Genomic DNA, 24,521 nt, shown 5'->3' with positions numbered 1-24,521 from the left:
GGGGGCGGCGATGGACAAGACAACGGCATTGGCGACACAGATCCTGGCGGGCGTGGGGGGCGAGGGCAATATCCTCAAACTGGAGAACTGCATGACGCGGGTGCGCGTTGAGGTCAGCGACGAGCAGCGCCTGGATCTGGCCGCCCTCAGGCAGCTGCCCGGCGTGAAGGGCTATATCAAACAGGGTGAGCAGCATCAGTTTATCGTTGGCCCAGGCGCCGCCGCCAAGGTGGTGGATGCCATGCGCGAATTGCTGAGCGGTAGCGCGCAGCCCGTCGTCGCCGTCGGTGACGCGGCCCGCACCAAGGCGCAGGCCAAGCAAAAATACGCTGCGCCGATGAGCGGCGCGCTGAAAAAACTGGCCGATGTCTTTATTCCGCTGATCCCGGCGTTTATCGCCTCGGGCCTGATCACCGGCATCATCAACCTGCTGAAACGGCCTGACATCGCCGGCCAGCTGGCGGTGGACTACCCGAACGTGCTGGGGCTGTTGGCGATCTTCGGCAGCGCGGTGTTCGCCATCATGAACATTTTGGTCGGGGTCAACGCCGCGCGGGTATTCGGCGGCTCTCAGGCAATGGGCGGCGTGATGGCCGGCATTCTCTCCAGCCCGGCGCTGGCGCAGATTACCTTGTTCGGCGAGGCGCTGCAGCCGGGGCGCGGCGGGGTGATCGCCGTGCTGCTGGTGGTGGCGTTGATGTGCTGGGTGGAGAAACGCCTGCGCACGCTGCTGCCGGAATCGGTCGAACTGATCCTTAACCCACTGCTGACCACGCTGGTCACCGCCTCGCTTGCGATCCTGATTCTGCAGCCGATCGGCGGCATTATCTCCGACGCCATCGCCCACGGCGCCAATCTGGCGATCGACAAGGGCGGGCTGCTGGTGGGAGCGCTGCTCTCGGGGCTGTTCCTGCCGCTGGTGCTCTCCGGCCTGCATCAGGGGCTGGTACCGATCCACGTCGAGCTGGTGCAGGCGCACGGTTCCAACCCGCTGCTGCCGATCCTGGCGATGGCCGGCGTTGGGCAGGTGGGGGCAGCGCTGGCGGTGCTGTTGAAAACCCGCAATGCGCGGCTGAAAAAGGTGATCAAAGGGGCGTTGCCGGTCGGCATTCTCGGCATCGGCGAGCCGCTGATCTTCGGGGTGACGCTGCCGCTGGGCCGGCCGTTTATCGGCGCCTGCCTCGGCGGTGCGGTTGGCGGAGCGCTGATCAGCTACTGGAAGGTGGCGACGGTGATCACCTTCGGCATTTCGGGGCTGCCTTTGGCGTTGACCATCGTCTCAGGTAAGGTGATGTTGTATCTGGCGGGGATGCTGATTACGATTATCGCCGGTTTTCTCTTCACCTGGATGATGGGGTTCAACGATCCCGAGGAGTAGCGTTTGAGCGACAAGCAGCAACAACCGGCCGCAGAGGGGCGCCGCGTGGTCTTTTTCGATCTGGACGGCACCCTGCATCAGGAGGATATGTTCGGCAGTTTCTTGCGTTTTCTGCTGCGCCGCTTACCGCTGAACCTGTTGCTGGTGATACCGCTGCTGCTGCCGATCGGTCTGGCGCTGATGCTGCTGGGGCGCGCCGCGCGTTGGCCGATGAGCCTGCTGCTGTGGGCGATCACCTTTGGGCGTTCCGAAGCGAAGCTCAAGGCGCTGGAGCGGCAGTTTATCGAGGCCTTTCGCCAGAAGGTGACCGCATTTCCGGTGGTGCAAATGCGGCTGCGGCAGTACCTGGAGGAGCACGATGCCGAAGTGTGGCTGATTACCGGCTCGCCGGAGCGGCTGGTGGAGCAGGTGTATCGCGATTCGGCGTTTCTGCCGCGGGTGCGGTTGATCGGCAGCCGCATCACGCGCCGCTGCGGCGGCTGGGTCTTGACCCTGCGCTGCCTGGGAGCCCAGAAAGTGGTGCAGCTCGAGCAGCGGCTCGGTGCGCCGCTGAAGCTGTACAGCGGCTACAGCGACAGCAAGCAGGATAATCCGCTGCTGTTCTTTTGCGAGCACCGCTGGCGGGTAAGCAAGCAGGGCGAGCTGCAGCAGCTGGAATAAACCAAGGGCGGAAGATTCCGCCCTTTCTGCTTTTATCGGCACCACGATCAGTCGTCGGTCACGTCGTGCGGCTTGCGCCCCAGCTGCCAAATCTTCTCCGCATAATGCCCCAGCGCCCACAGGCTCAGGCCGAGCAGCACGAAGAAAACCGCCTTCGGCATGCTGTCCCAGAAAAACTCGAACAGACGGGTATACAGGTTAATGCCGAGGAAGGTCAGCCCGAAGCCGCGCAGCATGGCGTCGTCATGCTTCAACCCCAGCCAGATGGCGGCGAGGGCGGCCAGCCCGAACAGCAGGCTCCAGTGGAACAGCTCGATCTGGCGCGCGCTGTACCAGCTGTCGAGATCGCCGTAGTTGCCGAAGATAGACAGCAGCCACAGAGCGATAAACAGGTACAGCAGGCCCATCGCCAGCGACACCCGCTGCAGGCCGCGTTGCGCCAACAGCGGCCGCAACAGCAGCGCGGCGGCGATCAGCACCGCACCAAAGGCGATAAAGCGAATCGGGTAGCTCATGCCGAGCCAGTAGGCGCCCCAGCCGGACAGGTAGCCGGTCTCGGCGCCGAAGGCATTGCCGAGCGACAGCAGGGCGAACCACCACACCAGCCCGGAGCGGCTGAACCAGCCGATCGCGCCGTACAGCAGCGCGGCGAACAGCAGCAGCACGGAAACCCGGCCGCTGCCGTTATCCAGCCAGACTCCCAGCTGCCATAAGGCGCAGGCGGTAAGCAACACGGCGACAAACAGCGCGGCCTCATTGCCGTAGCGTTTTTCCGGGTGGCGCCGGCGGCGACGCAGCGCCCAGACGTAGGCCAGCGCCGCCAGTACGCCGGCGATCGCCATGCGCACCGGCGCGTCGAAGCGGAACAGTCCGCTGAGCCATGCAAGCAGTTCGCTGTCGGCGAACAGGCTGGTGACGGCGATCAGCAGCGAGGCCAGCGCGGCGAGAAACGCATAGCGCGCCAGCCGCCGCCAGTCGAAAGGCTGCACGGCCACATGCTGCAGCAGTTGCTGCCGTTGTTCGGGCGTCAAGGCGCCTTCTCCCACCCAACCGTCCAGCGCCTTGCGCACCACGACCGCGTTCTTTTTACTGAGTTTCATGCTTCTGGTCCCTGAATCACACGCTGATTCGGCCAGTATAGCCATTGGCGGGCGGCTACGACAAAGGGAGGCTAGTGTGTATAATGCCCGCCGCAAAAGCGCACGAGGAATTATGCGATGACTGAATATAACGATGAGTACTGGATGCGTCAGGCATTGCAGCTGGCCCTGCGCGCGCAGGAAGAGGGCGAGGTGCCGGTGGGTGCGCTGCTGGTGCTGGACAATCAGGTCATCGGCGAGGGGTGGAACCGCCCGATCGGCCGACACGATCCTACCGCACACGCCGAGATCATGGCGCTGCGCCAGGGCGGCGCGGTGCTGCAAAACTACCGTTTGCTGAACGCCACGCTGTACGTCACGCTGGAGCCCTGCGTGATGTGCGCCGGTGCGATGGTGCACAGCCGTATCCGCCGGCTGGTGTATGGCGCCGCCGACGAGAAAACCGGCGCGGCCGGTTCGCTGGTGGACATTCTGCGCCATCCGGGCATGAACCATCAGGTGGAGATCGTCTCGGGCGTGCTGGCGGACGAATGCGCCGCCACCCTGAGCAATTTCTTCCGTCTACGCCGTGAACAGAAAAAAGCGCTCAGGCTGGCGCAGCGGGCGGCGGATAAGCCGGAATAATCAGTAGTTGAGCGCCAGTTCCGGCATCACCGTCGGGTAGCCTTTCCCCAACGCCTCTTGCTCGGCGGCCGCTTGCGCCGCCTTTCTCTCTTTTTCCTGCAGATAGCCCACCAGACTGACCTGGTAGCGGCGGATGTTTTCTACATAGTTGTAGGCTTCACGCCCGCGCGCATAGCCGTAGGTCAGCTGCGGGTAGTAGCGCTTCTGGCTGAGCATTGGCAGGCGCTGTTTGACGTCGACCCAGCTGTCGGGGTTGCCCTTTTGCGTCTTGGTCAGCTTGCGCGCGTCCAGCATGTGGCCCCAGCCCATGTTGTAGGCCGCCAGCGAGAACCAGATGCGCTCGTCTTCCGGCACGCTGTCCGGCACCTTGGCCATCAGCCGTTGCAGGTAAAGGGCGCCTCCCTGAATGCTCTCTTCCGGATCGAGGCGGTCGTTGACCCCCAGGCCGTCGGCGGTGGCGCGGGTCAGCATCATCAGGCCGCGCACGCCGGTGGGTGAGGTGGCCTGCGGATTCCAGTGCGATTCCTGATAGGCGATGGCCGCCAGCAGCTTCCAGTCGATCTCGTTGGCGTGCTTCTCGAACAGCGGGCGGAAGTTGGGCAGCACCGAATCGATGGCCGACAGGAAGGTTTTGGTGTCCACATAGTCGAAGCTGCCGACGTGGCCGAGGTACTTCTCTTCAAGCCGCGCCAGGGTGCCGTCGTCCACCATCTGGCTGTAGAAATCCAGCATCGCCGCGTACAGGCTGTCGTCGCCGTCGCGTTTCAGATACCAGGTGACCGGTTCTTCGTCGGTGACGTCGAACGCCACCGCCAGCTGCGGATGGATGCGCTGCAGCAGCGCGATGGTCACCGAATCGCCGAGGGTGTAGTCCAGCTTGCCGTCGGCCACTCGCTCCAGCAGCTCTTTGGAGGTGAGATCGCTGGAGGACTCCCAGGCGAGATCCGGGTATTTATCCTGCTTGAGCTGCTTTAGCGTGCTGACGTGCGCGGAACCGGAGGCGACCGCCAGCTTGCCTTTAATGTCGGCGAAGCCTTTTGGCCGCGGGGTGCCCAGCCGGTACACCAGCTGTTGGGAAACGGAGTAGTAGGCCGGGCCGGTGCGCGCGCGGCTGAGGCGCTCCTGGTTGTAGATCAGGCCGGCCGCCAGCAGGTCAGCGTCGTCATCGTCCAGATCGTCGAACAGGTCATTGATGTTCTGATGGGGGATCACCACCAGCTTCACCCCGAGGTAGTTGGCGAAGCGCTTCGCCAGTTCGTAGTCGAGCCCACCCGGCCCTTGCTTGGTGTTGAAATAGGTCAGCGGGGAGTTCAGCGTGCTGATACGCAACTCGCCGCGGGAAATGATCTCCTGGAGTTGCCCGCCCTGGCCGCTGCGCCAGGTGATATTGGGCCACAGCGCGAGAGCCAGAAGCAGGGTGACAACGCCGATGAGGATGTAGTTTATTTTAAGACGTTTCAAATAGTTATCCAGTGGTGGCACAGGTACACCGGCGACGACAACCGCGACTTTTCTCATGGTTAAATCACCAGTGCGGGGGGCATTTTGCGCAACAAAACGCCAGTGTGCAACTTTATTGACACGTTATGACAATTCGACGGTGCGGCACGCTTTTATCAATAATCCCTACGCAAACGGTTTCGTCGGCGGCGAGGATTCTCTATAATGGCGCGCGTTTTCCCCTGTTGCGCCCAATGAAGCGTCTTATCCGCCGCTTCGAAGACGAGAGAACTTTGATTATGGAAATTCTGCGTGGTTCGCCCGCTTTATCGGCTTTTCGCATTACCAAACTGCTGTCCCGCTGCCAGGACGCCCACCTGCCCGTCAGTGATATCTACGCCGAGTACGTCCACTTTGCCGATGTTAGCGCACCGCTCAGTGCCGAAGAACACGCCAAACTTCAGCGGCTGCTCAAGTACGGTCCTTCTCTCGCCGAACACGCTCCCGAAGGCCGGCTGTTGCTGGTCACGCCGCGTCCGGGCACCATTTCTCCCTGGTCTTCCAAAGCTACCGACATCGCCCACAACTGCGGTCTGCAGCAGGTGCTGCGGTTGGAGCGCGGCCTGGCGTTCTACGTCAAGGCGCCCGAGCTGACGGAAACCCAGTGGCGCCAGCTCGCCGCGCTGCTGCACGATCGCATGATGGAAACCGTCTTCAGCGAGCTGCAACAGGCCGAACAGCTGTTCGCGCACCATCAGCCAGCGCCGTATCAGTCTGTCGACGTGCTGGGCGCAGGGCGCACCGCGCTGGAGCAGGCCAACGTCCGGCTCGGCCTGGCGCTGGCGCAGGACGAGATCGACTACCTGCTGAATGCCTTTACCGGTTTGGGGCGCAACCCGACGGATATCGAACTTTATATGTTCGCGCAGGCCAACTCCGAGCACTGCCGCCACAAGATTTTCAACGCCGATTGGATCATCGACGGCGAACAGCAGCCTAAATCGCTGTTCAAGATGATCAAGAATACCTATGAGCAGACGCCGGACTACGTGCTGTCGGCGTATAAAGACAACGCCGCGGTGATGGAAGGCTCGCAGGTCGGCCGCTTCTTCGCCGCGCCGGACAACGGCAAGTACGATTACCATCAGGAAGAAGCGCACATCCTGATGAAGGTGGAAACCCACAACCACCCGACGGCGATCTCGCCGTGGCCGGGCGCCGCGACCGGCTCCGGCGGCGAGATCCGCGACGAGGGGGCTACCGGCCGCGGCGCCAAGCCGAAAGCCGGCCTGGTGGGCTTCTCGGTGTCCAACCTGCGTATTCCCGGCTTTGAACAGCCGTGGGAGCAGGATTTCGGCAAGCCGGAACGCATCGTCACCGCGCTGGATATCATGACCGAAGGCCCGCTGGGCGGCGCGGCGTTCAACAACGAATTCGGTCGTCCGGCGCTGCTGGGCTACTTCCGTACCTATGAAGAGCGCGTCAACAGCCACAACGGCGTTGAGCTGCGCGGCTACCACAAACCGATCATGCTGGCGGGCGGCATCGGCAACATCCGTGCCGATCACGTGCAGAAAGGGGAAATCACCGTCGGCGCCAAGCTGGTGGTGCTGGGCGGCCCGGCGATGAATATCGGCCTGGGCGGTGGCGCGGCCTCGTCGATGGCGTCCGGCCAGTCCGATGCCGATCTGGACTTCGCTTCGGTGCAGCGCGACAACCCGGAAATGGAGCGCCGCTGTCAGGAAGTGATCGACCGCTGCTGGCAACTGGGCGACCAGAACCCGATCCTGTTTATCCATGACGTCGGCGCCGGCGGCCTGTCCAACGCCATGCCGGAGCTGGTGAGCGACGGCGGCCGCGGCGGCCGCTTCGAGCTGCGCGATATCCTCAACGACGAGCCGGGCATGAGCCCGCTGGAAGTGTGGTGCAACGAATCGCAGGAGCGTTACGTGATGGCGATTGCCCCGGCGCAGATGGCGCAGTTCGACGAGATCTGCCGCCGTGAGCGCGCACCTTATGCGGTGATCGGCGAAGCGACCGAAGAACAGCACCTGACGTTGAACGACCGTCACTTCGACAACCAGCCGATCGACATGCCGCTGGACGTGCTGCTCGGCAAGACGCCGAAAATGACCCGCGACGTTACCCGCCTGCAGGCGAGTGGCCAGCCGGTGCAGCGTGAGAACATCACGCTGGCCGACGCGGTGAAACGCGTGCTGCATCTGCCGGCCGTTGCGGAGAAAACCTTCCTGATCACCATCGGCGATCGCACCGTTACCGGCATGGTGGCGCGTGACCAGATGGTCGGCCCGTGGCAGATACCGGTTGCCGACTGCGCGGTCACCACCGCCAGCCTGGACAGCTACTACGGCGAGGCGATGTCGCTCGGCGAACGTGCGCCGGTGGCGCTGCTGGACTTCGCCGCCTCCGGCCGCCTGGCGGTCGGGGAAGCGCTGACCAACCTGGCTGCCACCGAAATCGGCAGCCTGAAGCGCGTGAAGCTGTCCGCCAACTGGATGGCCGCCGCCGGCCACCCGGGCGAAGACGCCGGCCTGTACGAAGCGGTGAAAGCGGTGGGCGAAGAGCTGTGCCCGGCGCTGGGCATCACCATCCCGGTGGGCAAAGACTCCATGTCGATGAAAACCCGCTGGCAGGAAGGCAACGAACAGCGCGAAATGACCTCGCCGCTGTCGCTGGTCATCACCGCCTTCGCCCGCGTGGAGGACGTGCGCCACACCGTGACGCCGCAGCTGCGCACCGATAAGGGCGACAGCGCGCTGCTGTTGATCGACCTGGGCAACGGCCATAACGCGCTGGGTGCCACCGCGCTGGCGCAGGTTTACCGCCAGCTGGGCGACAAACCGGCCGACGTGCGCAACGTTGCGCAGCTGGCGGGCTTCTTCAACGCCATGCAGCAGCTGGTGGCCGATCAAGCGCTGCTGGCTTACCACGACCGCGCCGACGGCGGCCTGCTGGTGACGCTGGCGGAGATGGCCTTCGCCGGTCACTGCGGTGTGGACGTCAATCTCGACGGCCTCGGCGACGATGCGCTGGCGGTGCTGTTCAACGAAGAGCTGGGCGCGGTGATCCAGGTGAGCGCCGAACGTCTCGACGACGTGAAGCAGGCGTTCGCTCAGCACGGACTGACCGACAACGTGCATCACATCGGCAGCGTGCAGGCCGGCGATCGTTTCGTCATCACCCAACACGGCAAGGCGCTGTACAGCGAAAGCCGCAATACGCTGCGCACCTGGTGGGCGGAAACCACCTGGCAGATGCAGCGCCTGCGCGACAACCCGGCGTGTGCCGATCAGGAGCATCAGGCCAAGCAGGATGAACAAGATCCCGGCCTGAACGTGAAGTTGACCTTCGCACCGGAGGAAGACATCGCCGCGCCGTACATCGCCAAGGGCGCTCGCCCGAAAGTGGCGGTGCTGCGCGAGCAGGGGGTGAACTCCCACGTTGAAATGGCGGCGGCGTTCCACCGCGCCGGCTTTGACGCGGTGGACGTGCACATGAGCGATCTGCTGGCAGGGCGCCGCGATCTGCAGGACTTCCATACGCTGGTGGCCTGCGGCGGCTTCTCTTACGGCGACGTCCTGGGCGCCGGCGAAGGTTGGGCGAAGTCTATCTTGTTCAACGAGCGGGTACGCGACGAGTTCGAAGCGTTCTTCCACCGTCCGCAGACGCTGGCGCTGGGCGTGTGCAACGGTTGTCAGATGATGTCCAACCTGCGCGAGCTGATCCCGGGCGCAGAACACTGGCCGCGTTTTGTGCGCAACCTGTCGGATCGTTTCGAGGCGCGCTTCAGCCTGGTGGAAGTGGCGGCCAGCCCGTCGCTGTTCCTGCAGGGCATGACCGGTTCGCGTATGCCGATCGCCGTTTCCCACGGTGAAGGGCATGTCGAAGTGCGCGATGCGGCGCATCTGGCGGCGCTGGAAAGCCACGGTTTGGTGGCGCTGCGTTTCGTCAACAACGCCGGTCAGGTGACGGAAGCTTACCCGGCTAACCCGAACGGTTCGCCGAACGGCATTACCGCCGTGACCAGCGCCAGCGGGCGTGCCACGGTGATGATGCCGCACCCGGAACGCGTGTTCCGCACGGTCAGCAACTCCTGGCACCCGGAAGAGTGGGGCGAGGACAGCCCGTGGATGCGCATGTTCCGCAACGCCCGTAAGCAACTGGGCTAAGACGGCCACCACCGTACAGAGGGCGCAAGCAATTGCGCCCTTTTTTATGGCCGGCGTTCGGCGATTGGCGGCAGTGTCTGCATTTTGCGACAGGCGCTATTTTCTCTGTCGCTAAATGGAGACATTTAACTAATTGATTTTATTGGTGGTAATCGGGTTTGGCTTTAGTTGTCTGCATTTGGCGACAGCGCGGCGTTTTTTTCATCGCTCATCGGGGCGTGATGCGCAAAGAAACTTACTGGTATAATTTTATTTTTTAATAAAATCATGTTGTTATTATTTTTATTGAAAAGTTGGCACGTAACGTGCATTATTCTCGTCGGTTGCTCATTCAACTTTTTATGACGGCGCCGTAATTAGACGGCAAATCGCCTCATAAGCCTCTGAATGATGCCAAAGAAATGGTGCCTATCGTCCAACCAAACCGATAACAGACCGTGCAAACGGCTTTATCAAGCATCGGGCGACACGTGGAGTGAGGCACCGCCTGTATCCAACTGTGATGAAGGGTTCATCAATCCTGGATACTTACGGATGCTATTCGTCCTGTTCGATGCCAGCCGCTGCGCTACATCACCCTGGGGACGAGACTTAAGGGCATCCACACTTTCCTTGCGTTGGGGCAAGTTTCTTGCCCCGATGTCATTTCTCAACGCTGCGCTTATCCCCATTTCGTTGCCTATGCCCTCGAACGCAGACGCTATCCTCACACTCTTGCTTTCACACCGGTTGATGTTATCGAGGCCGCATGCCGTCGGCAGGCCAGGCCTATGGGCGCGTTTCACCGCACTTGCGGCTTTTTCCTTGTGCGTTCAGGATTCTCCCTTGCCGGGCTTTTCTCTTTCCGGCGAGTCAGTTAGCATCGTGACAGAGCTGAGAGAATGAGATGATTTCGTTGAAAAAATGGCGTTTATTCCCCCGTTCGCTGCGGCAATTGGTGCTGCTGGCGTTCCTGTTGGTGCTGTTGCCGCTGCTGGTGCTGGCCTATCAGGCCTACCAGAGTCTGGATCACCTCAGCGCGCAGGCGGCGGACATCAACCGCACCACGCTGGTGGACGCGCGGCGCAGCGAGGCGATGACCAGCGTGGCGCTGGAGATGGAGCGCAGCTATCGTCAGTACTGCGTGCTGGTCGATCCTACGCTGCAGAAGCTGTACCAGAACCAGCGCAAGCAGTATTCGCAGATGCTGGACGCCCACGCGCCGATCCTGCCGGACGAGCGCTACTACCAAACGCTGCGCCAGTTGCTGACCCAACTGGCGGCGATCAAATGCCATAACAGCGGGCCGGACCAAGAGGCTTCCGCCTTGCTCGAGTCGTTCTCCCGTTCCAACGCCGAAATGGTGCAGGCCACGCGCGCGGTGGTGTTTTCGCGCGGCCAGCAGCTGCAGCAGGCCATTGCCGAGCGCGGCCAGTTCTTCGGCTGGCAGGCGCTGCTGCTGTTCCTGGTCAGCGTGCTGCTGGTGGTGCTGTTCACCCGCATGATCATCGGGCCGGTCAAGGCCGTGGAGCGGATGATCAACCGCCTGGGGGAAGGGCGTGCGCTGGGCAGCACCGCGTCGTTCAAAGGGCCGCGCGAGCTGCGTTCGCTGGCGCAGCGCATCATCTGGCTGAGCGAGCGGCTGGCGTGGCTGGAGTCGCAGCGCCACGAGTTCCTGCGCCATATTTCGCACGAGCTGAAAACGCCGTTGGCCAGCATGCGTGAAGGCACCGAACTGCTGGCCGACGAGGTGGCGGGGCCGCTGACTTCCGATCAGAAAGAGGTGGTGGCGATCCTCGACAACAGCAGCCGCCATCTGCAGCAGCTGATCGAACAGCTGTTGGATTACAACCGCAAATTGGCCGATGGCCCGGCGGAACACGAGAACGTCGAGCTGCGCGAAATGGTCGATTTGGTGGTCGCCGCGCACAGTTTGCCGGCGCGGGCGAAGATGATTTCCACCGAAATTACGCTGGAGGCGGAAATCTGCTGGGCAGAGCCTACGCTATTAATGCGCGTGCTGGATAATCTCTACTCCAATGCGGTGCACTACGGCAAGGAATCCGGTAACATTTGGATCCGCAGCCGTCAGGTTGGACAACGGGTGCAAATCGACGTCGCCAATACCGGCACGCCGATCCCCGAGGCTGAAAGAGCCATGATTTTCGAGCCTTTTTTCCAGGGTAGTCACCAGCGAAAAGGGGCGGTAAAAGGAAGCGGACTGGGGTTGAGCATCGCTCAGGACTGTATCCGTCGCATGCGCGGTGAGCTGCAACTGGCGACGGTCGCCGGTGCAGACGTCTGCTTCCGCATTGAACTGCCGTTAACCGCCGAGAATGAATAAATAATGTACACATGGTCTAAACGCCTTCGTCTTGCACAGACCGAACGTTCACCGCGTGCCACGCACAGAGCGCCGCTCGGCAAACGCCCGATCAGCTGGTTGGGCGCCGTCTTCTTTATGCCGCTGTTGCTGGCGGGCTGCGTCGATCGCGCCGTCAGCGGTGGCCTGAACCCTCAGCAGCAAGAGGCGATCCCGGATACCAAGGTGATCGATTACCGCACCGCGGCTTGCGATACCCTGTGGCAGTTGGACGATAAGGACGCGCTGGATAACTCGCTCTACTGGCTGCGCGCGATGGACTGCGCCGATCGCATCGGCTCGACCCAGGCGCGTGCGCTGGCGAAAACGGTGCCTGGCGACAGCTGGTCCGGCGTTTTCAAACAGAGCATCCTGCTGGGCAGCGCACAGCCGACCTCCGGCGAACGCCGCCAGATCATCGACAGGATCAACAGCTACCGGATGGAATTCCCCGGTTCACTGCGTCCGCTGACGCAGCTGTGGCGCCAGCAGCAATTGCTGCAGATCACGCTGTTCGATGAGAAAGCACGCTATCAGCATCTGCAGGAGAGCAGCGACAGTCAGATCGATTCGCTGCGCCAGAGCCAGGCGCGTCTGCAATCTCAGCTGCAGGACACCTCGCGCAAGCTGGAGAACCTGACCGATATCGAGCGCCAGCTCTCTTCGCGCAAGCAGCTGCAAGGGGAAATCCCGGACAACAGCGCAGGTTCGCAAAAGGGCGAAGCCGCCGGTAAAAACGGCGCGGCCGCCAAAGGGGCTGAATCGCAGGACGAACCGGAAAAAGGCACCGCGCTGCCGGTTGAACCGGAAGACACCTATACGCCGCACCCTGCCAATAAGGAGTCCCACGCGCAATGACCGCACGCAAACCGGCCAATTTGCTCTTGGTTGACGACGATCCCAGCCTGCTGAAGCTGCTGGGCATGCGTCTGACCAGCGAAGGTTTTCACGTCACCACCGCCGAAAGCGGCCAGGAAGCGCTGCGCCTGCTGGCGCGCGAACAGATCGATCTGGTGATCAGCGATCTGCGTATGGACGAGATGGACGGCATGGCGCTGTTCGCCGAGATCCAAAAGCATCAGCCGGGCATGCCGGTGATCATCCTCACCGCGCACGGTTCGATTCCCGATGCGGTGGCCGCCACCCAGCAGGGGGTGTTCAGCTTCCTCACCAAACCGGTGGATCGCGATGCGCTGTATAAGGCCATCGACGAAGCGCTCGCGCTGTCGGCCACCCCGGCCGGCGACGAGGCCTGGCGCGAAGACATCGTCACCCGCAGCCCGCTGATGCTGCGCCTGCTGGAGCAGGTGAAAATGGTGGCGCAGTCCGACGTCAGCGTCTTGATCAACGGCCAGAGCGGCACCGGTAAAGAGGTGGTGGCGCAGGCGATCCACGCCGCCAGCCCGCGCGCCGGCAAGGCGTTTATCGCCATCAACTGCGGTGCGCTGCCGGAGCAGCTGCTGGAGTCCGAACTGTTCGGCCACGCCAAGGGCGCCTTTACCGGCGCGGTCAGCAGCCGCGAAGGGCTGTTCCAGGCGGCGGCGGGCGGCACGCTGTTCCTCGACGAGATCGGCGATATGCCGCTGTCGCTGCAGGTGAAGTTGCTGCGCGTGCTGCAAGAGCGCAAGGTGCGGCCGCTGGGCAGCAACCGCGATCTGGACATTGACGTGCGCATCATCTCCGCCACCCACCGCGATCTGCAAAAGGCGATGGCGAAGAACGAGTTCCGCGAGGATCTCTACTACCGCCTCAACGTGGTGAACCTGAAGATCCCGGCGCTCAACGAACGCGCCGAAGATATCCCGCTGCTGGCCAACCACCTGTTGCGCGAGGCGGCTCAGCGGCACAAGCCGTTCGTGCGCAGCTTCTCGACCGACGCCATGAAGCGGCTGATGACCGCCAGCTGGCCGGGCAACGTGCGTCAGCTAGTCAACGTCATCGAGCAGTGCGTGGCGCTGACCTCGGCGCCGGTGATCAGCGAAGCGCTGGTGGAGCAGGCGCTGGAAGGGGAAAACACCGCGCTGCCGACCTTCGCCGAAGCGCGCAACCAGTTCGAGTTGCACTACCTGCGCAAGCTGCTGCAGATCACCAAGGGCAACGTGACCCAGGCCGCGCGCATGGCGGGCCGCAACCGCACCGAGTTTTACAAATTGCTGTCGCGCCACGAGCTGGACGCCAACGATTTTAAAGAATGACAGTTTGCCGCCGGCGCCTGCCACGCAGGTTCTCAACAAATCCGGCGGAATGATTTACACTCCGTTCTCTTTGCCGCGGCGCGCCCCGGCGTAGAGCACCATGGAACGTATTAAGCGGGATCGTACACAAATGAGCAGATCACTTTCCATCGCCCTGGCCCAGCTGAACCTGCTGGTCGGCGACATTGAAGGCAACACCGAACGCATGTTGCAAATCGTGCAGGAGCAGCAGAAGGCGGGAGCCGATCTAGTCATGTTCAGCGAACTGGCGCTGTCCGGCTACCCGCCGGAAGATCTGCTGTATCGCAATGACTTCTATCAGCGCTGCGACGCGCAGCTGCTGCGCCTGCAGCAAGCCTCCGCCGAGACGGCGATCCTGGTCGGCCACCCGTGGCGCGAAGGCGACAAGCTGTATAACGCGCTGTCGCTGTTTGCCGAAGGCCGCCTGCTGACCCGCTACTTCAAGCAGCAGCTGCCGAACTACGGCGTGTTCGATGAGAAGCGCTATTTCCACGCCGGCAACGACACCTGCGTGGTGGAGCTGAAAGGCTACCGTCTGGGTCTGCTGATTTGCGAAGATCTGTGGTTCCCTGAGCCGATCGACGCCGCCAAGGCGGCCGGCGCGGAAATTATCCTGTCGATCAACGCCTCACCGTATAACCGCGAAAAGCCGTATATCCGCAAAACGCTGATGGCCGGCCACTGCCAGCGCACCCAGCTGCCGCTGGTGTACCTCAATCAGGTCGGCGGCCAGGATGAGCTGATCTTCGACGGCTGCTCCAAGGTATTCGACGCCGCCGGCACCATGACCCACCGTCTGGCGGCCTTCGACGAGCAGGTGACTCGTCTGGAATTCAATGAGCTGGCCGTGGTGCCGATGACCGATCCGGCCGCTGAGCTGCCGCAGCTGGCGCAGGTGTACCAGGCGCTGGTGTTGGCGGTGCGCGACTACGTGACCAAAAACGGCTTTAAAGGCGCGGTGCTGGGCCTGTCCGGTGGCATCGACTCGGCGCTGACGCTGGCGATCGCCGTGGATGCGTTGGGTAAAGACAAGGTGCAGGCGCTGATGATGCCGTTCCGCTATACCGCGGATATCAGCATCGCCGACGCCAAGGAAGAGGCGGAAATCCTCGGCGTGGAGTTCGATATCGTCTCCATCGAGCCGATGTTCGACGCCTTTATGGGCCAGCTGTCGCCGATGTTCGCCGGCACCGAGCGCGACACCACCGAAGAAAACCTGCAGGCGCGTTGCCGCGGGGTGGTGCTGATGGCGCTGTCCAACAAACGCCGCAGCATCGTGCTGACCACCGGCAACAAGAGCGAAATGGCGGTGGGTTACGCCACGCTGTACGGCGATATGGCCGGCGGTTTCGACGTGCTGAAGGACGTGCCGAAAACGCTGGTGTTCAAGCTGTCCGAATACCGTAACACCGTCTCCTACGTGATCCCGCAGCGGGTGATCGATCGTCCGCCGTCCGCCGAGCTGGCGCCGGATCAGGTCGATCAGGACAGCCTGCCGCCGTACGATATCCTGGACGCGATCCTGGAAGGCTACGTTGAACGCGACAAGTCGGTTGCCGATCTGGTGGCTGAAGGGTTCGACGAAGCGATCGTGCGCAAGGTGATCCGCCTGGTGGACATCAACGAATACAAGCGGCGTCAGGCCGCCGTCGGGCCGCGCATCACCGCCCGTAACTTCGGCAAAGACCGCCGCTACCCCATCACATCCGGTTTTGGCCGCAAAAATTGGTAAAAGGAAAGAAGATGAAAAAGATCGACGCGATTATCAAGCCGTTCAAACTGGATGACGTCCGCGAAGCGCTGGCCGAAGTGGGCATCACCGGCATGACGGTCACCGAAGTGAAAGGCTTCGGCCGCCAGAAGGGCCACACCGAGTTGTACCGCGGTGCCGAGTACATGGTCGACTTTTTGCCTAAGGTGAAGATCGAGATCGTGGTTGCCGACGACATCGTCGACACCTGCGTGGAAACCATCATGCAGACCGCGCAGACCGGCAAGATCGGCGACGGCAAAATCTTCGTCTTCGACGTGGCGCGCGTGGTGCGTATCCGTACCGGCGAGCAGGACGAAGAAGCGATCTGATCCTCCGCAGGGTCATCGGCCATCCAGGGCGCAGCGTGCTGCGCCCTTGTCATTTCTGCTCCCCGCGCATCATGCTTCTTCGCCTCGCCGTTTCCCCCCTTTTTGCCCGTCGGCATTCTAAAAAAGCGAACGCTATCGCGTTTTTGATACTTTTCCCGATCGCTTTTCTCGCGGGATCTACAATCAATCTAACTATCTTGATTGAGGTGATCCCCAATGAATTTCAAGTTGCGGCTAGGCGGCAAGGGCGTGCATCCCCAGGAGCTTACTCAAGTAAGTGACTGGGGGGACAAATCTGCCGGGAGCAGATTTGAACGCTGCTTGCAGCGGCCCGTTAGGGCGTGGCCTACGGATGGGCCACGTAATAGCACGCAGACAACAACGCAGCGGCTTGAAAGGCGATGGGGATGATGACGTTACGCCAAATCCGCCACTTTATCGCGGTGGCGGAAACCGGGTCGATCTCCGCCGGCGCCCAGGCGGTGTTTGTCTCCCAGTCTTCGCTGACGCTGGCGATCCAGCAGTTGGAAACCGAGATTGGCGTGCGGCTGTTCGATCGCCACGCCAAGGGCATGACGCTGACCCATCAGGGGCATCAGTTCCTGCGCCAGTCGTATCTGATCCTGGCGACGGTGGACAACGCCAAGCGCAGCCTGCAGATCGGCACCGAAAGCCTGACCGGCAAGCTGACCGTCGGCGTTACCAGCCTGGTGGCCGGCTACTTCCTGGTGGAGCTGCTCACGCGCTTCAAATCGGCCTATCCCAACGTCACCGTGCAGGTGGTTGAAGACGAGCGCCCGTATATCGAGCATCTGCTGGTCAGCGGCGAGATCGACATCGGCGTGCTGATCCTGTCGAACATCGAAGACCGCGACGCGCTGCAGACCGAGGTGCTGATGCACTCGCCGTATCGCCTGTGGCTGCCGCCGCTGCACCCGCTGCTGGAGCACGAGAGCATCAGCCTGGCGGACGTGGCCAAACAGCCGCTGATCCAGCTCAACGCCGATGAAATGGACGTGCACGCGCGGCGCATCTGGTCGCGCGCCGGGCTGAAGCCGGAGATCGCCATGAAGACCGCCTCGACCGAGGCGGTGCGCAGCCTGGTGGCGGCGGGGATGGGGGTCTCCATCCAGCCGGATATGGCGTACCGCGCCTGGTCGCTCGAGGGCAACATGATCGAAGCGCGCAAGTTGGACGATCTGCTGGAGCCGCTGGATATCGGGCTGGCGTGGCGGCGCGGCAGCGCGCGGCCGGAGCTGGTGACGCCGTTCCTTACCATCGCGCGCGAGAACGGCAGCAAACATGCCGCCGGGCTTAAGCATTCGATTTAATCGAACGCAGCGTTCAGTATTTAGAATTTGTTGCCCGCCAGAGGCTCGCTTAGGCTGATTAAAACTAACTTATTCACATTTGGTTAACGTTTTTGTCACTTAGGGGCGTCAGGCGATGGCAGATGTGCAGGTTCTCTCAGGTTTGTCCTGTCAGCAGTTCATTAACGGTCAGTTGGTCGACGGCGAAGGCCAGCAGGAGTGCATCGTCAATCCGGCCAACGGCGAGACGCTGATCGCCCTGACCGAAGCCTCTTCGGCGCAGGTCGGCGGCGCGGTGAAAGCCGCGCAGCAGGCGTTTGGCCACTGGTCGCGCACCACGCCGGCCCAGCGCGCCGCTCTGTTGCTGCGCATCGCCGACGCCATCGAGCGGCAGGCGCCGCAGCTGGCGCAGCTGGAAGCCCTCAACTGCGGTAAACCGCTGCATCAGGCGCTCAATGACGATCTGCCGGCGGCGGTCGACGTGTTCCGCTTCTTCGCCGGCGCGGTGCGCACGCAGCAAGGGCAGCTGGCCGGCGAGTATGTGCCGGGCCACACCTCGATGATCCGCCGCGATCCGATCGGCGTGGTGGCCTCGATCGCCCCCTGGAACTATCCGCTGATGATGGCGGCGTGGAAGATTGCGCCGGCGTTGGCGGCGGGCAATACCGTGGTGTTTAAACCCTCCGAGCATACGCCGCTGACCATTCTGGCGCTGGTGCCGGCGCTGCAGGAGATCCTGCCGCCGGGCGTGCTGAATATCGTCTACGGCGGCGGGGAAGGGGTCGGCAGCCAGCTGGTGGGGCACCCGCAGGTGCGGCTGGTGTCGGTCACCGGCGATATCGTCACCGGGCAAAAAATTCTTCAGGCGGCAGCCAAAAGCGTCAAGCGTACCCACCTGGAACTGGGGGGCAAGGCGCCGGTGATCGTCTGCGACGACGCCGATCTCGACGAGGTGGTCAACGGCATCCGCACCTACGGCTATTACAACGCCGGCCAGGACTGCACCGCCGCCTGCCGCATCTACGCGCAGGCGGGCATCTATCCCAAGCTGGTGGACGCGCTGGGCGAGGCGGTTGCCAGCCTGCGCTTTGCCCGCAAGCGCGATCAGGACAACGAGATCGGCCCGTTGATAAGTAGCCGCCAGCGCGATCGCGTCGCCAGCTTCGTCGAGCGAGCGCTCAGCCAACCGCATATCGAATTGATCACCGGCGCCGCGGCCCACTCCGGGCCGGGGTTCTACTACCAGCCGACCCTGCTGGCGGGCTGCCTGCAAAGCGACGAAATCGTGCAGCGCGAGGTATTTGGCCCGGTGGTCAGCATCACGCGCTTCGAACACCTGGAGCAGGCGGTCGAGTGGGCCAACGACTCGGAATACGGGCTGGCTTCGTCGGTGTGGACGCAAAATATCGATCGGGCGCTGCACATCGCCGCCCATCTGCAGTACGGCAGCACCTGGATCAACACCCATTTCACCTTGGCGAGCGAGATGCCGCACGGCGGCCTGAAACGCTCCGGGTACGGCAAGGATCTGTCCAGCGATTCACTGCAGGATTACAGCGTTGTCAGGCACGTAATGGCGAAGTTCAAAGCCAGCTTCTAGCGGTTCTATAAAGCAAAATCAGGCGGCAGCCGTTCCCTGCCGCACACAGATACGCAACACAGGGGTAATTACGATGAGAAAAACTACCGCAGTCACCACCACCGTCTCCGCGCTCTGTCTCACCGTGCTGTGCGGCCTGGCTCAGGCGGCCGATCTGCCGCAGTCGCTGGGCAAAGGCGAAGGCCGGCTGGATATCATCGCCTGGCCCGGCTACATCGAACGCGGCCAGTCCGACAAAAACTACGACTGGGTCACCCAGTTTGAAAAGCAAACCGGCTGCGCGGTGAACGTGAAGACCGCCGCCACCTCCGATGAAATGGTCAGCCTGATGGCCAAGGGCGGCTACGATCTGGTGACCGCCTCCGGCGACGCCTCGCTGCGCCTGATCTTCGGCAAGCGGGTGCAGCCGATCAACACCGCGCTGATCCCGAACTGGAAGAACATCGATCCGCGCCTGCTGAACGGCGCCTGGTACACCGTGGACGGCAAAACCTACGGCACGCCGTACCAGTGGGGGCCGAACCTGCTGATGTACAACACCAAAACCTTCCCGACGCCGCCGGACAGCTGGGCGGTGATCTTCCAGCAGCAGAACCTGCCGGACGGCAAAAGCAACCAGGGCCGGGTGCAGGCTTACGACGGCCCGATCTACATCGCCGACGCGGCGCTGTTCCTGAAGGCCACCCAGCCGCAGCTCGGCATCAGCGATCCTTATCAGCTCAACGAAGAGCAGTATCAGGCGGCGCTGAAGCTGCTGCGCAGCCAGCACGCGCTGATCCACCGCTACTGGCACGACACCTCGGTGCAGATGAGCGACTTTAAAAACGAAGGCGTGGTGGCCTCCAGCGCCTGGCCGTATCAGGCCAACGCCCTGAAGGGCGAGGGGCAGCCGATCGCCACCGTGTTCCCGAAAGAGGGCGTGACCGGCTGGGCGGACACCACCATGCTGCATGCCGACGCCAAGCACCCGAGCTGCGCCTACCAGTGGATGAACTGGTCGCTGGAGCCGAAGGTGCAGGGCGACGTGGCGGCCTGGTTCGGATCGGTGCCGGCTTCACCGGCGGGCTGCAAGGCCAGCGCGCTGCTGGGTGAGAAGGGCTGCGAAACCAACGGATTCAACCAGTTCGACAAAATCGCCTTCTGGAAAACGCCGCAGGCGCAGGGCGGCAAGTTCGTGCCGTACAGCCGCTGGACCCAGGATTACATCGCCATCATGGGCGGCCGCTAAGCCGCGGGGCGCAGCCCGCTGCGCCCGAATTACATCAGTATGGAGCACAGAAAATGACCATTGCCGTGCAATTCATCGATGTTTCGCGGACTTTCGGCGATGTTCGCGCCGTGGATCGGGTATCCATCGACATTCAGGACGGGGAATTCTTCTCCATGCTCGGGCCGTCCGGCTCGGGCAAAACCACCTGCCTGCGCCTGATCGCCGGCTTTGAACAGCTCACTTCCGGCTCGATTCGCATTCACGGCCAGGAAGCCGCCAACCTGCCGCCGTATCAGCGCGACGTGAACACCGTGTTTCAGGATTACGCGCTGTTCCCGCATATGTCGGTGCTGGAAAATGTCGCCTACGGCCTGATGGTGAAGGGCGTCGCCAAACGCGAGCGGCTGGCGCGGGCGCAAGAGGCGCTGGAGAGCGTGGCGCTCGGTTTCGTTGCCGAACGCAAGCCTGCGCACCTGTCGGGCGGCCAGCGGCAGCGCGTGGCGTTGGCGCGCGCGCTGGTCAATCGGCCGCGGGTGCTGCTGCTGGACGAACCGCTCGGCGCGCTGGATCTCAAGCTGCGCGAGCAGATGCAGGGCGAGCTGAAGAAGCTGCAGCGCCAGCTGGGCATCACCTTTATCTTCGTCACCCACGATCAAAGCGAAGCGCTGTCGATGTCCGATCGGGTGGCGGTGTTCAATAACGGCCGCATCGAACAGGTGGATACGCCGCGCGAGCTTTACATGCGGCCGAAGACGCCGTTCGTCGCAGAGTTCGTCGGCACCTCCAATGTGGTGCGCAGCGAGCTGGCGCAGCGCCTGCTCGGCGAAAGCCGGACCTTCTCGATCCGGCCGGAACATATCCGCCTGCTGGAGCACGGCGGCGCGGCGCAGGACGAGATCCAAGTGCAGGGCACGCTGCAGGAAATCCATTACCAGGGTGCGGCCACGCGGTATGAAATCGCGCTGAACGGCGGCGAAAAGCTGCTGGTCAGCCAGGCCAATCCGCAGTGGATCGCCGAAGGGCAACAGCGGCAGATCGGCCAGCCGATCGTCGCCTGCTGGCCGCGCGCGGCGATGGTACCGCTGCTGGAGGAGAGGTGAGATGGACATGAGCATCGATTCCCCCTCGGCGCGCGGCGGTACCGTGCGCGCGCTGTCGACCTGGCTTTATCGCCGGCCGACGCTGTATCTGCTTTTGCTGCTGGTGCCGCCGCTGCTGTGGTTCGGCGCGGTGTACCTCGGTTCACTGCTGACGCTGCTGTGGCAAGGGTTTTACACCTTCGACGATTTCACCATGGCGGTGACGCCGGATCTGACCTTCGCCAACCTGGCGGCGCTGTTCAACCCGGCCAACTACGACATCATCCTGCGCACGCTGACCATGGCGGTGCTGGTGTCGCTGGCCAGCGCGGCGCTGGCGTTCCCAATCGCCTATTACATGGCGCGTTACACCAGCGGCCGCGTCAAGGCGTTCTTTTACATCGCGGTGATGATGCCGATGTGGGCCAGCTATATCGTTAAAGCCTATGCCTGGACCCTGCTGCTGGCGAAAGACGGCGTGGCGCAGTGGTTCCTGCAGCACCTGGGGCTGGAGCCGCTGTTGGCTTCGCTGCTGACGGTGCCCGGCGTCGGCGGCAACACGCTGTCGACCTCGGGGCTGGGGCGTTTTCTGGTGTTCGTCTATATCTGGCTGCCGTTCATGATCCTGCCGATCCAGGCAGCGCTGGAGCGCCTGCCGCCCTCGCTGCTGCACGCCTCGGCGGATCTGGGCGCGCGGCCGGCGCAGACCTTCCGCCACGTCATTTTGCCGCTGGCGGTACCGGGCATCGCCGCCGGATCGATCTTCACCTTCTCGCTGACGCTGGGCGACTTTATTGTGCCGCAGCTGGTGGGGCCGCCGGGCTATTTCATCGGCAGCATGGTGTACGCCCAGCAGGGTGCGATCGGCAATATGCCGATGGCCGCGGCCTTTACGCTGGTGCCGATCGTCCTGATCGCCATTTACCTTTCCATCGTCAAACGTCTGGGGGCTTTCGATGCACTCTGAACGCGCGCCCTTAGGGCTGAAGCTGGCCGCCTGGGGCGGACTGATCTTCCTGCATTTCCCGTTGGCGATCATCGCCATCTACGCCTTCAACACCGAGGATGCCGCTTTCAGCTTCCCGCCGAAGGGCTTCACGCTGCACTGGTTCAACGTTGCCGCCGGGCGGCAGGACATCATCGATGCGGTGCTGCTGTCGGCGCAGATCGCCTGCCTGGCGACCGCCATCGCGCTGGTGCTCGGTACGCTGGCGGCGGCGGCGCTGTATCGGCGCGATTTCTTCGGCAAGGACAGCATTTCGCTGCTGTTGCTGCTGCCGATCGCGCTGCCGGGGATCGTCACCGGTCTGGCGCTGCTGGCGGCGTTCAAGGCGCTGAACATCGAGCCGGGTATCCTGACTATCGTCGTCGGCCATGCGACGTTTTGCGTGGTGATCGTGTTCAACAACGTCATCGCCCGGTTCCGCCGCACCTCGTACAGCCTGATCGAAGCGTCGATGGATCTCGGCGCCGACGGCTGGCAAACCTTCCGTTACGTGATCTTGCCAAACCTCGGCTCGGCGCTGCTGGCCGGGGGCATGCTGGCGTTCGCGCTGTCGTTCGATGAAATCATCGTGACCACCTTTACCGCCGGCCACGAGCGCACGCTGCCGCTGTGGCTGCTGAACCAGCTCGGTCGCCCGCGCGACGTGCCGATCACCAACGTGGTGGCGCTGTCGGTAATGCTGTTGACCATGCTGCCGATCCTCGGCGCTTACTACCTGACCAAAGGTGGGGAAAGCGTCGCCGGCAGCGGCAAATAATTTCCTTACCCGACCTCTGATAAAAGGATAACCCTATGCAAAGCCAACTGTTGATTGACGGCCACCTGGTGAATGGCCAGGGCGCGACCCAGCCGGTGTATAACCCGGCGACCGGCGAAGTGATTGCGCAGGTGGCGGAGGCCAGCCCGGAGCAGGTCGATCGCGCGGTGCTGGCGGCGGACGCCGCGTTCGCCGCCTGGGGGCAAACCACGCCGAAGGCGCGCGCCGAGCATCTGCTCAAGCTGGCGGATCTGATCGACGAGCATGCCGAGACTTTCGCCAGGCTGGAGTCGCTCAACTGTGGCAAACCTTATCACTGCGTGTTGAACGACGAGCTGCCGGCGGTGGCCGACGTGTTTCGCTTCTTCGCCGGGGCCAGCCGCTGCCTGACCGGCATGGCGGCCGGCGAGTATCTGGCCGGGCATACCTCGATGATCCGCCGCGATCCGCTCGGCGTGGTGGCCTCGATCGCGCCGTGGAACTACCCGCTGATGATGGCGGCCTGGAAACTGGCGCCGGCGTTGGCGGCGGGCAACTGCGTGGTGATCAAGCCGTCGGAGCAGACGCCGCTGACCACTTTCAAACTGGCCGAACTGGCCGCCGGGCTGTTCCCGCCGGGCGTGCTCAACGTGCTGTTCGGCCGCGGCGCAAGCGTCGGCGATCGGCTAACCGGGCATGACAAGGTGCGCATGGTGTCGCTGACCGGCTCGATCGCCACCGGCGAGCACATCATCGCCCACACCGCCGCCGGCATTAAGCGCACCCATATGGAGCTGGGCGGTAAGGCGCCGGTGCTGGTGTTTGACGACGCCGATCTGCAGCAGGTGGTGGACGGCATTCGCGGCTTCGGTTTCTACAACGCCGGGCAGGATTGCACCGCCGCTTGCCGCATCTACGCGCAGAAAAGCATTTATCCCGAGCTGGTGAAGCGGCTGGGCGAGGCGGTGGCCAGCCTGAAGATCGGTGCGCCGGACGACGAGAGCACCGAGCTGGGGCCATTGATTACCGCCCAGCATCTGGAGCGGGTCGCCGGTTTTGTCGAGCGCGCCAAAGCGTTGCCGCACGTGCAGGTGGTGACCGGCGGCGAGAAGGTGAAAGGACCGGGTTACTACTTCCAGCCGACGCTGCTGGCCGGCGCGCGCCAGGAGGATGAGATCGTGCAGCGCGAGGTGTTCGGCCCGGTGGTGACGGTGACGCCGTTCGACGACGAAGAGCAGGTGCTGGCCTGGGCGAACGAATCCAACTACGGGCTGGCGTCGTCCGTGTGGACCCGCGACGTGGGCCGCGCGCATCGCTTAAGCGCCCGCCTGCAATACGGCTGCACCTGGGTGAACACCCACTTCATGTTGGTGAGTGAAATGCCGCACGGTGGCCAGAAACTGTCCGGCTACGGCAAGGACATGTCGATGTACGGGTTGGAGGATTACACCGCCATTCGTCATGTGATGTTCAAACATTGATTTTACAATAATTATCCGCACAATAGCGCGGCCTTCGGGCCGGCCCCGGCCGGCCGATGATAATAAAA

18 protein-coding genes are annotated in these 24,521 nt (G+C 63.0%); 16 read left to right on the top strand and 2 right to left on the bottom strand.

Translation table 11 applies throughout. The features are described 5' to 3' along the window. Positions 1–10: 10 nt before the first annotated feature. Together QOL81_RS20820 and yfhb are read left to right on the top strand one after the other, a co-directional pair. A complete protein-coding gene (locus tag QOL81_RS20820) occupies positions 11–1,378 on the top strand; it encodes a PTS transporter subunit EIIC (RefSeq protein WP_070914445.1) in 1,368 nt (455 codons plus the stop codon). A 3-nt stretch (positions 1,379–1,381) separates the two neighbouring features. After that, positions 1,382–2,038 (top strand): phosphatidylglycerophosphatase C, encoded by a 657-nt coding sequence (gene yfhb / locus QOL81_RS20815; protein ID WP_060425040.1) that lies wholly within the window; start codon positions 1,382–1,384, stop codon positions 2,036–2,038. 47 nt (positions 2,039–2,085) lie between these two features. Here yfhb and QOL81_RS20810 read toward each other — a convergent pair whose 3' ends face one another. Then, positions 2,086–3,138, bottom strand: a complete 1,053-nt coding sequence (locus QOL81_RS20810; protein ID WP_100396633.1) for a DUF2157 domain-containing protein — start codon at positions 3,136–3,138, stop codon at positions 2,086–2,088. A gap of 117 nt (positions 3,139–3,255) precedes the next feature. Between QOL81_RS20810 and tadA the strand changes: the two genes are divergently transcribed. Beyond that, positions 3,256–3,762, top strand: a complete 507-nt coding sequence (gene tadA / locus QOL81_RS20805) for a tRNA adenosine(34) deaminase TadA (RefSeq protein WP_015378796.1) — start codon at positions 3,256–3,258, stop codon at positions 3,760–3,762. Here the strand turns inward: tadA and mltF are convergent, their stop codons facing one another. Continuing rightward, a complete protein-coding gene (mltF, locus tag QOL81_RS20800; RefSeq protein WP_033644113.1) occupies positions 3,763–5,223 on the bottom strand; it encodes a membrane-bound lytic murein transglycosylase MltF in 1,461 nt (486 codons plus the stop codon). Between the two features lie 275 nt (positions 5,224–5,498). On the opposite strand from mltF, the gene purL reads away from it, so the two are divergent. The 13 genes from purL to patD all read left to right on the top strand — a co-directional run bounded on the left by purL (position 5,499) and on the right by patD (position 24,453). After that, positions 5,499–9,392, top strand: coding sequence for a phosphoribosylformylglycinamidine synthase (gene purL / locus QOL81_RS20795; RefSeq protein WP_195892973.1), 3,894 nt, complete (start codon positions 5,499–5,501; stop codon positions 9,390–9,392). An 886-nt stretch (positions 9,393–10,278) separates the two neighbouring features. Continuing rightward, a complete protein-coding gene (locus tag QOL81_RS20790) occupies positions 10,279–11,715 on the top strand; it encodes a sensor histidine kinase (RefSeq protein ID WP_049200747.1) in 1,437 nt (478 codons plus the stop codon). Positions 11,716–11,718: 3 nt separating this feature from the next. Continuing rightward, complete coding sequence (gene qseG, locus QOL81_RS20785) at positions 11,719–12,591, top strand: two-component system QseEF-associated lipoprotein QseG (RefSeq protein ID WP_110158348.1); 873 nt, start codon at positions 11,719–11,721, stop codon at positions 12,589–12,591. Further along, positions 12,588–13,928: a two-component system response regulator GlrR gene (gene glrR / locus QOL81_RS20780; protein WP_025303931.1), complete on the top strand. Its 1,341-nt coding sequence runs from the start codon at positions 12,588–12,590 to the stop codon at positions 13,926–13,928. The genes qseG and glrR overlap by 4 nt, the downstream gene beginning before the upstream one ends. 130 nt (positions 13,929–14,058) lie before the next feature. Further along, a complete protein-coding gene (locus QOL81_RS20775; RefSeq protein WP_197757956.1) occupies positions 14,059–15,681 on the top strand; it encodes an NAD+ synthase in 1,623 nt (540 codons plus the stop codon). An 11-nt stretch (positions 15,682–15,692) separates the two neighbouring features. After that, complete coding sequence (glnB, locus tag QOL81_RS20770; protein WP_004847623.1) at positions 15,693–16,031, top strand: nitrogen regulatory protein P-II; 339 nt, start codon at positions 15,693–15,695, stop codon at positions 16,029–16,031. A 407-nt stretch (positions 16,032–16,438) separates the two neighbouring features. Then, the gene (locus tag QOL81_RS20765) at positions 16,439–17,362 is read left to right on the top strand and encodes a LysR substrate-binding domain-containing protein (RefSeq protein ID WP_038874511.1); all 924 of its coding nucleotides are present in this window, start codon (positions 16,439–16,441) and stop codon (positions 17,360–17,362) included. A gap of 115 nt (positions 17,363–17,477) precedes the next feature. Next, positions 17,478–18,941, top strand: coding sequence for a gamma-aminobutyraldehyde dehydrogenase (locus QOL81_RS20760; protein WP_047730064.1), 1,464 nt, complete (start codon positions 17,478–17,480; stop codon positions 18,939–18,941). Between the two features lie 73 nt (positions 18,942–19,014). Then, positions 19,015–20,169, top strand: a complete 1,155-nt coding sequence (gene ydcS, locus QOL81_RS20755; protein WP_033635611.1) for a putative ABC transporter substrate-binding protein YdcS — start codon at positions 19,015–19,017, stop codon at positions 20,167–20,169. A 53-nt stretch (positions 20,170–20,222) separates the two neighbouring features. Further along, positions 20,223–21,251: an ABC transporter ATP-binding protein gene (locus tag QOL81_RS20750; protein WP_033651579.1), complete on the top strand. Its 1,029-nt coding sequence runs from the start codon at positions 20,223–20,225 to the stop codon at positions 21,249–21,251. Between the two features lies 1 nt (position 21,252). Beyond that, on the top strand, positions 21,253–22,197 hold the full coding sequence (locus QOL81_RS20745; protein ID WP_033644105.1) for an ABC transporter permease: 945 nt from the start codon (positions 21,253–21,255) through the stop codon (positions 22,195–22,197). Continuing rightward, positions 22,187–22,993 carry an ABC transporter permease gene (locus QOL81_RS20740; protein WP_038874514.1) on the top strand — a complete coding sequence of 269 codons (807 nt, stop codon included), beginning with the start codon at positions 22,187–22,189 and terminating at the stop codon, positions 22,991–22,993. The genes QOL81_RS20745 and QOL81_RS20740 overlap by 11 nt, the downstream gene beginning before the upstream one ends. A 35-nt stretch (positions 22,994–23,028) precedes the next feature. After that, positions 23,029–24,453, top strand: coding sequence for an aminobutyraldehyde dehydrogenase (gene patD / locus QOL81_RS20735; protein WP_060425034.1), 1,425 nt, complete (start codon positions 23,029–23,031; stop codon positions 24,451–24,453). The last annotated feature ends 68 nt before the right edge of the window (positions 24,454–24,521 follow it).

The organism is Serratia sp. CC22-02, assembly GCF_900182895.1.
Taxonomy (GTDB): domain Bacteria; phylum Pseudomonadota; class Gammaproteobacteria; order Enterobacterales; family Enterobacteriaceae; genus Serratia; species Serratia nevei.
Note: the sequence above shows the minus strand (reverse complement) of the source record. Positions and strands in the feature narration are given on the sequence as shown.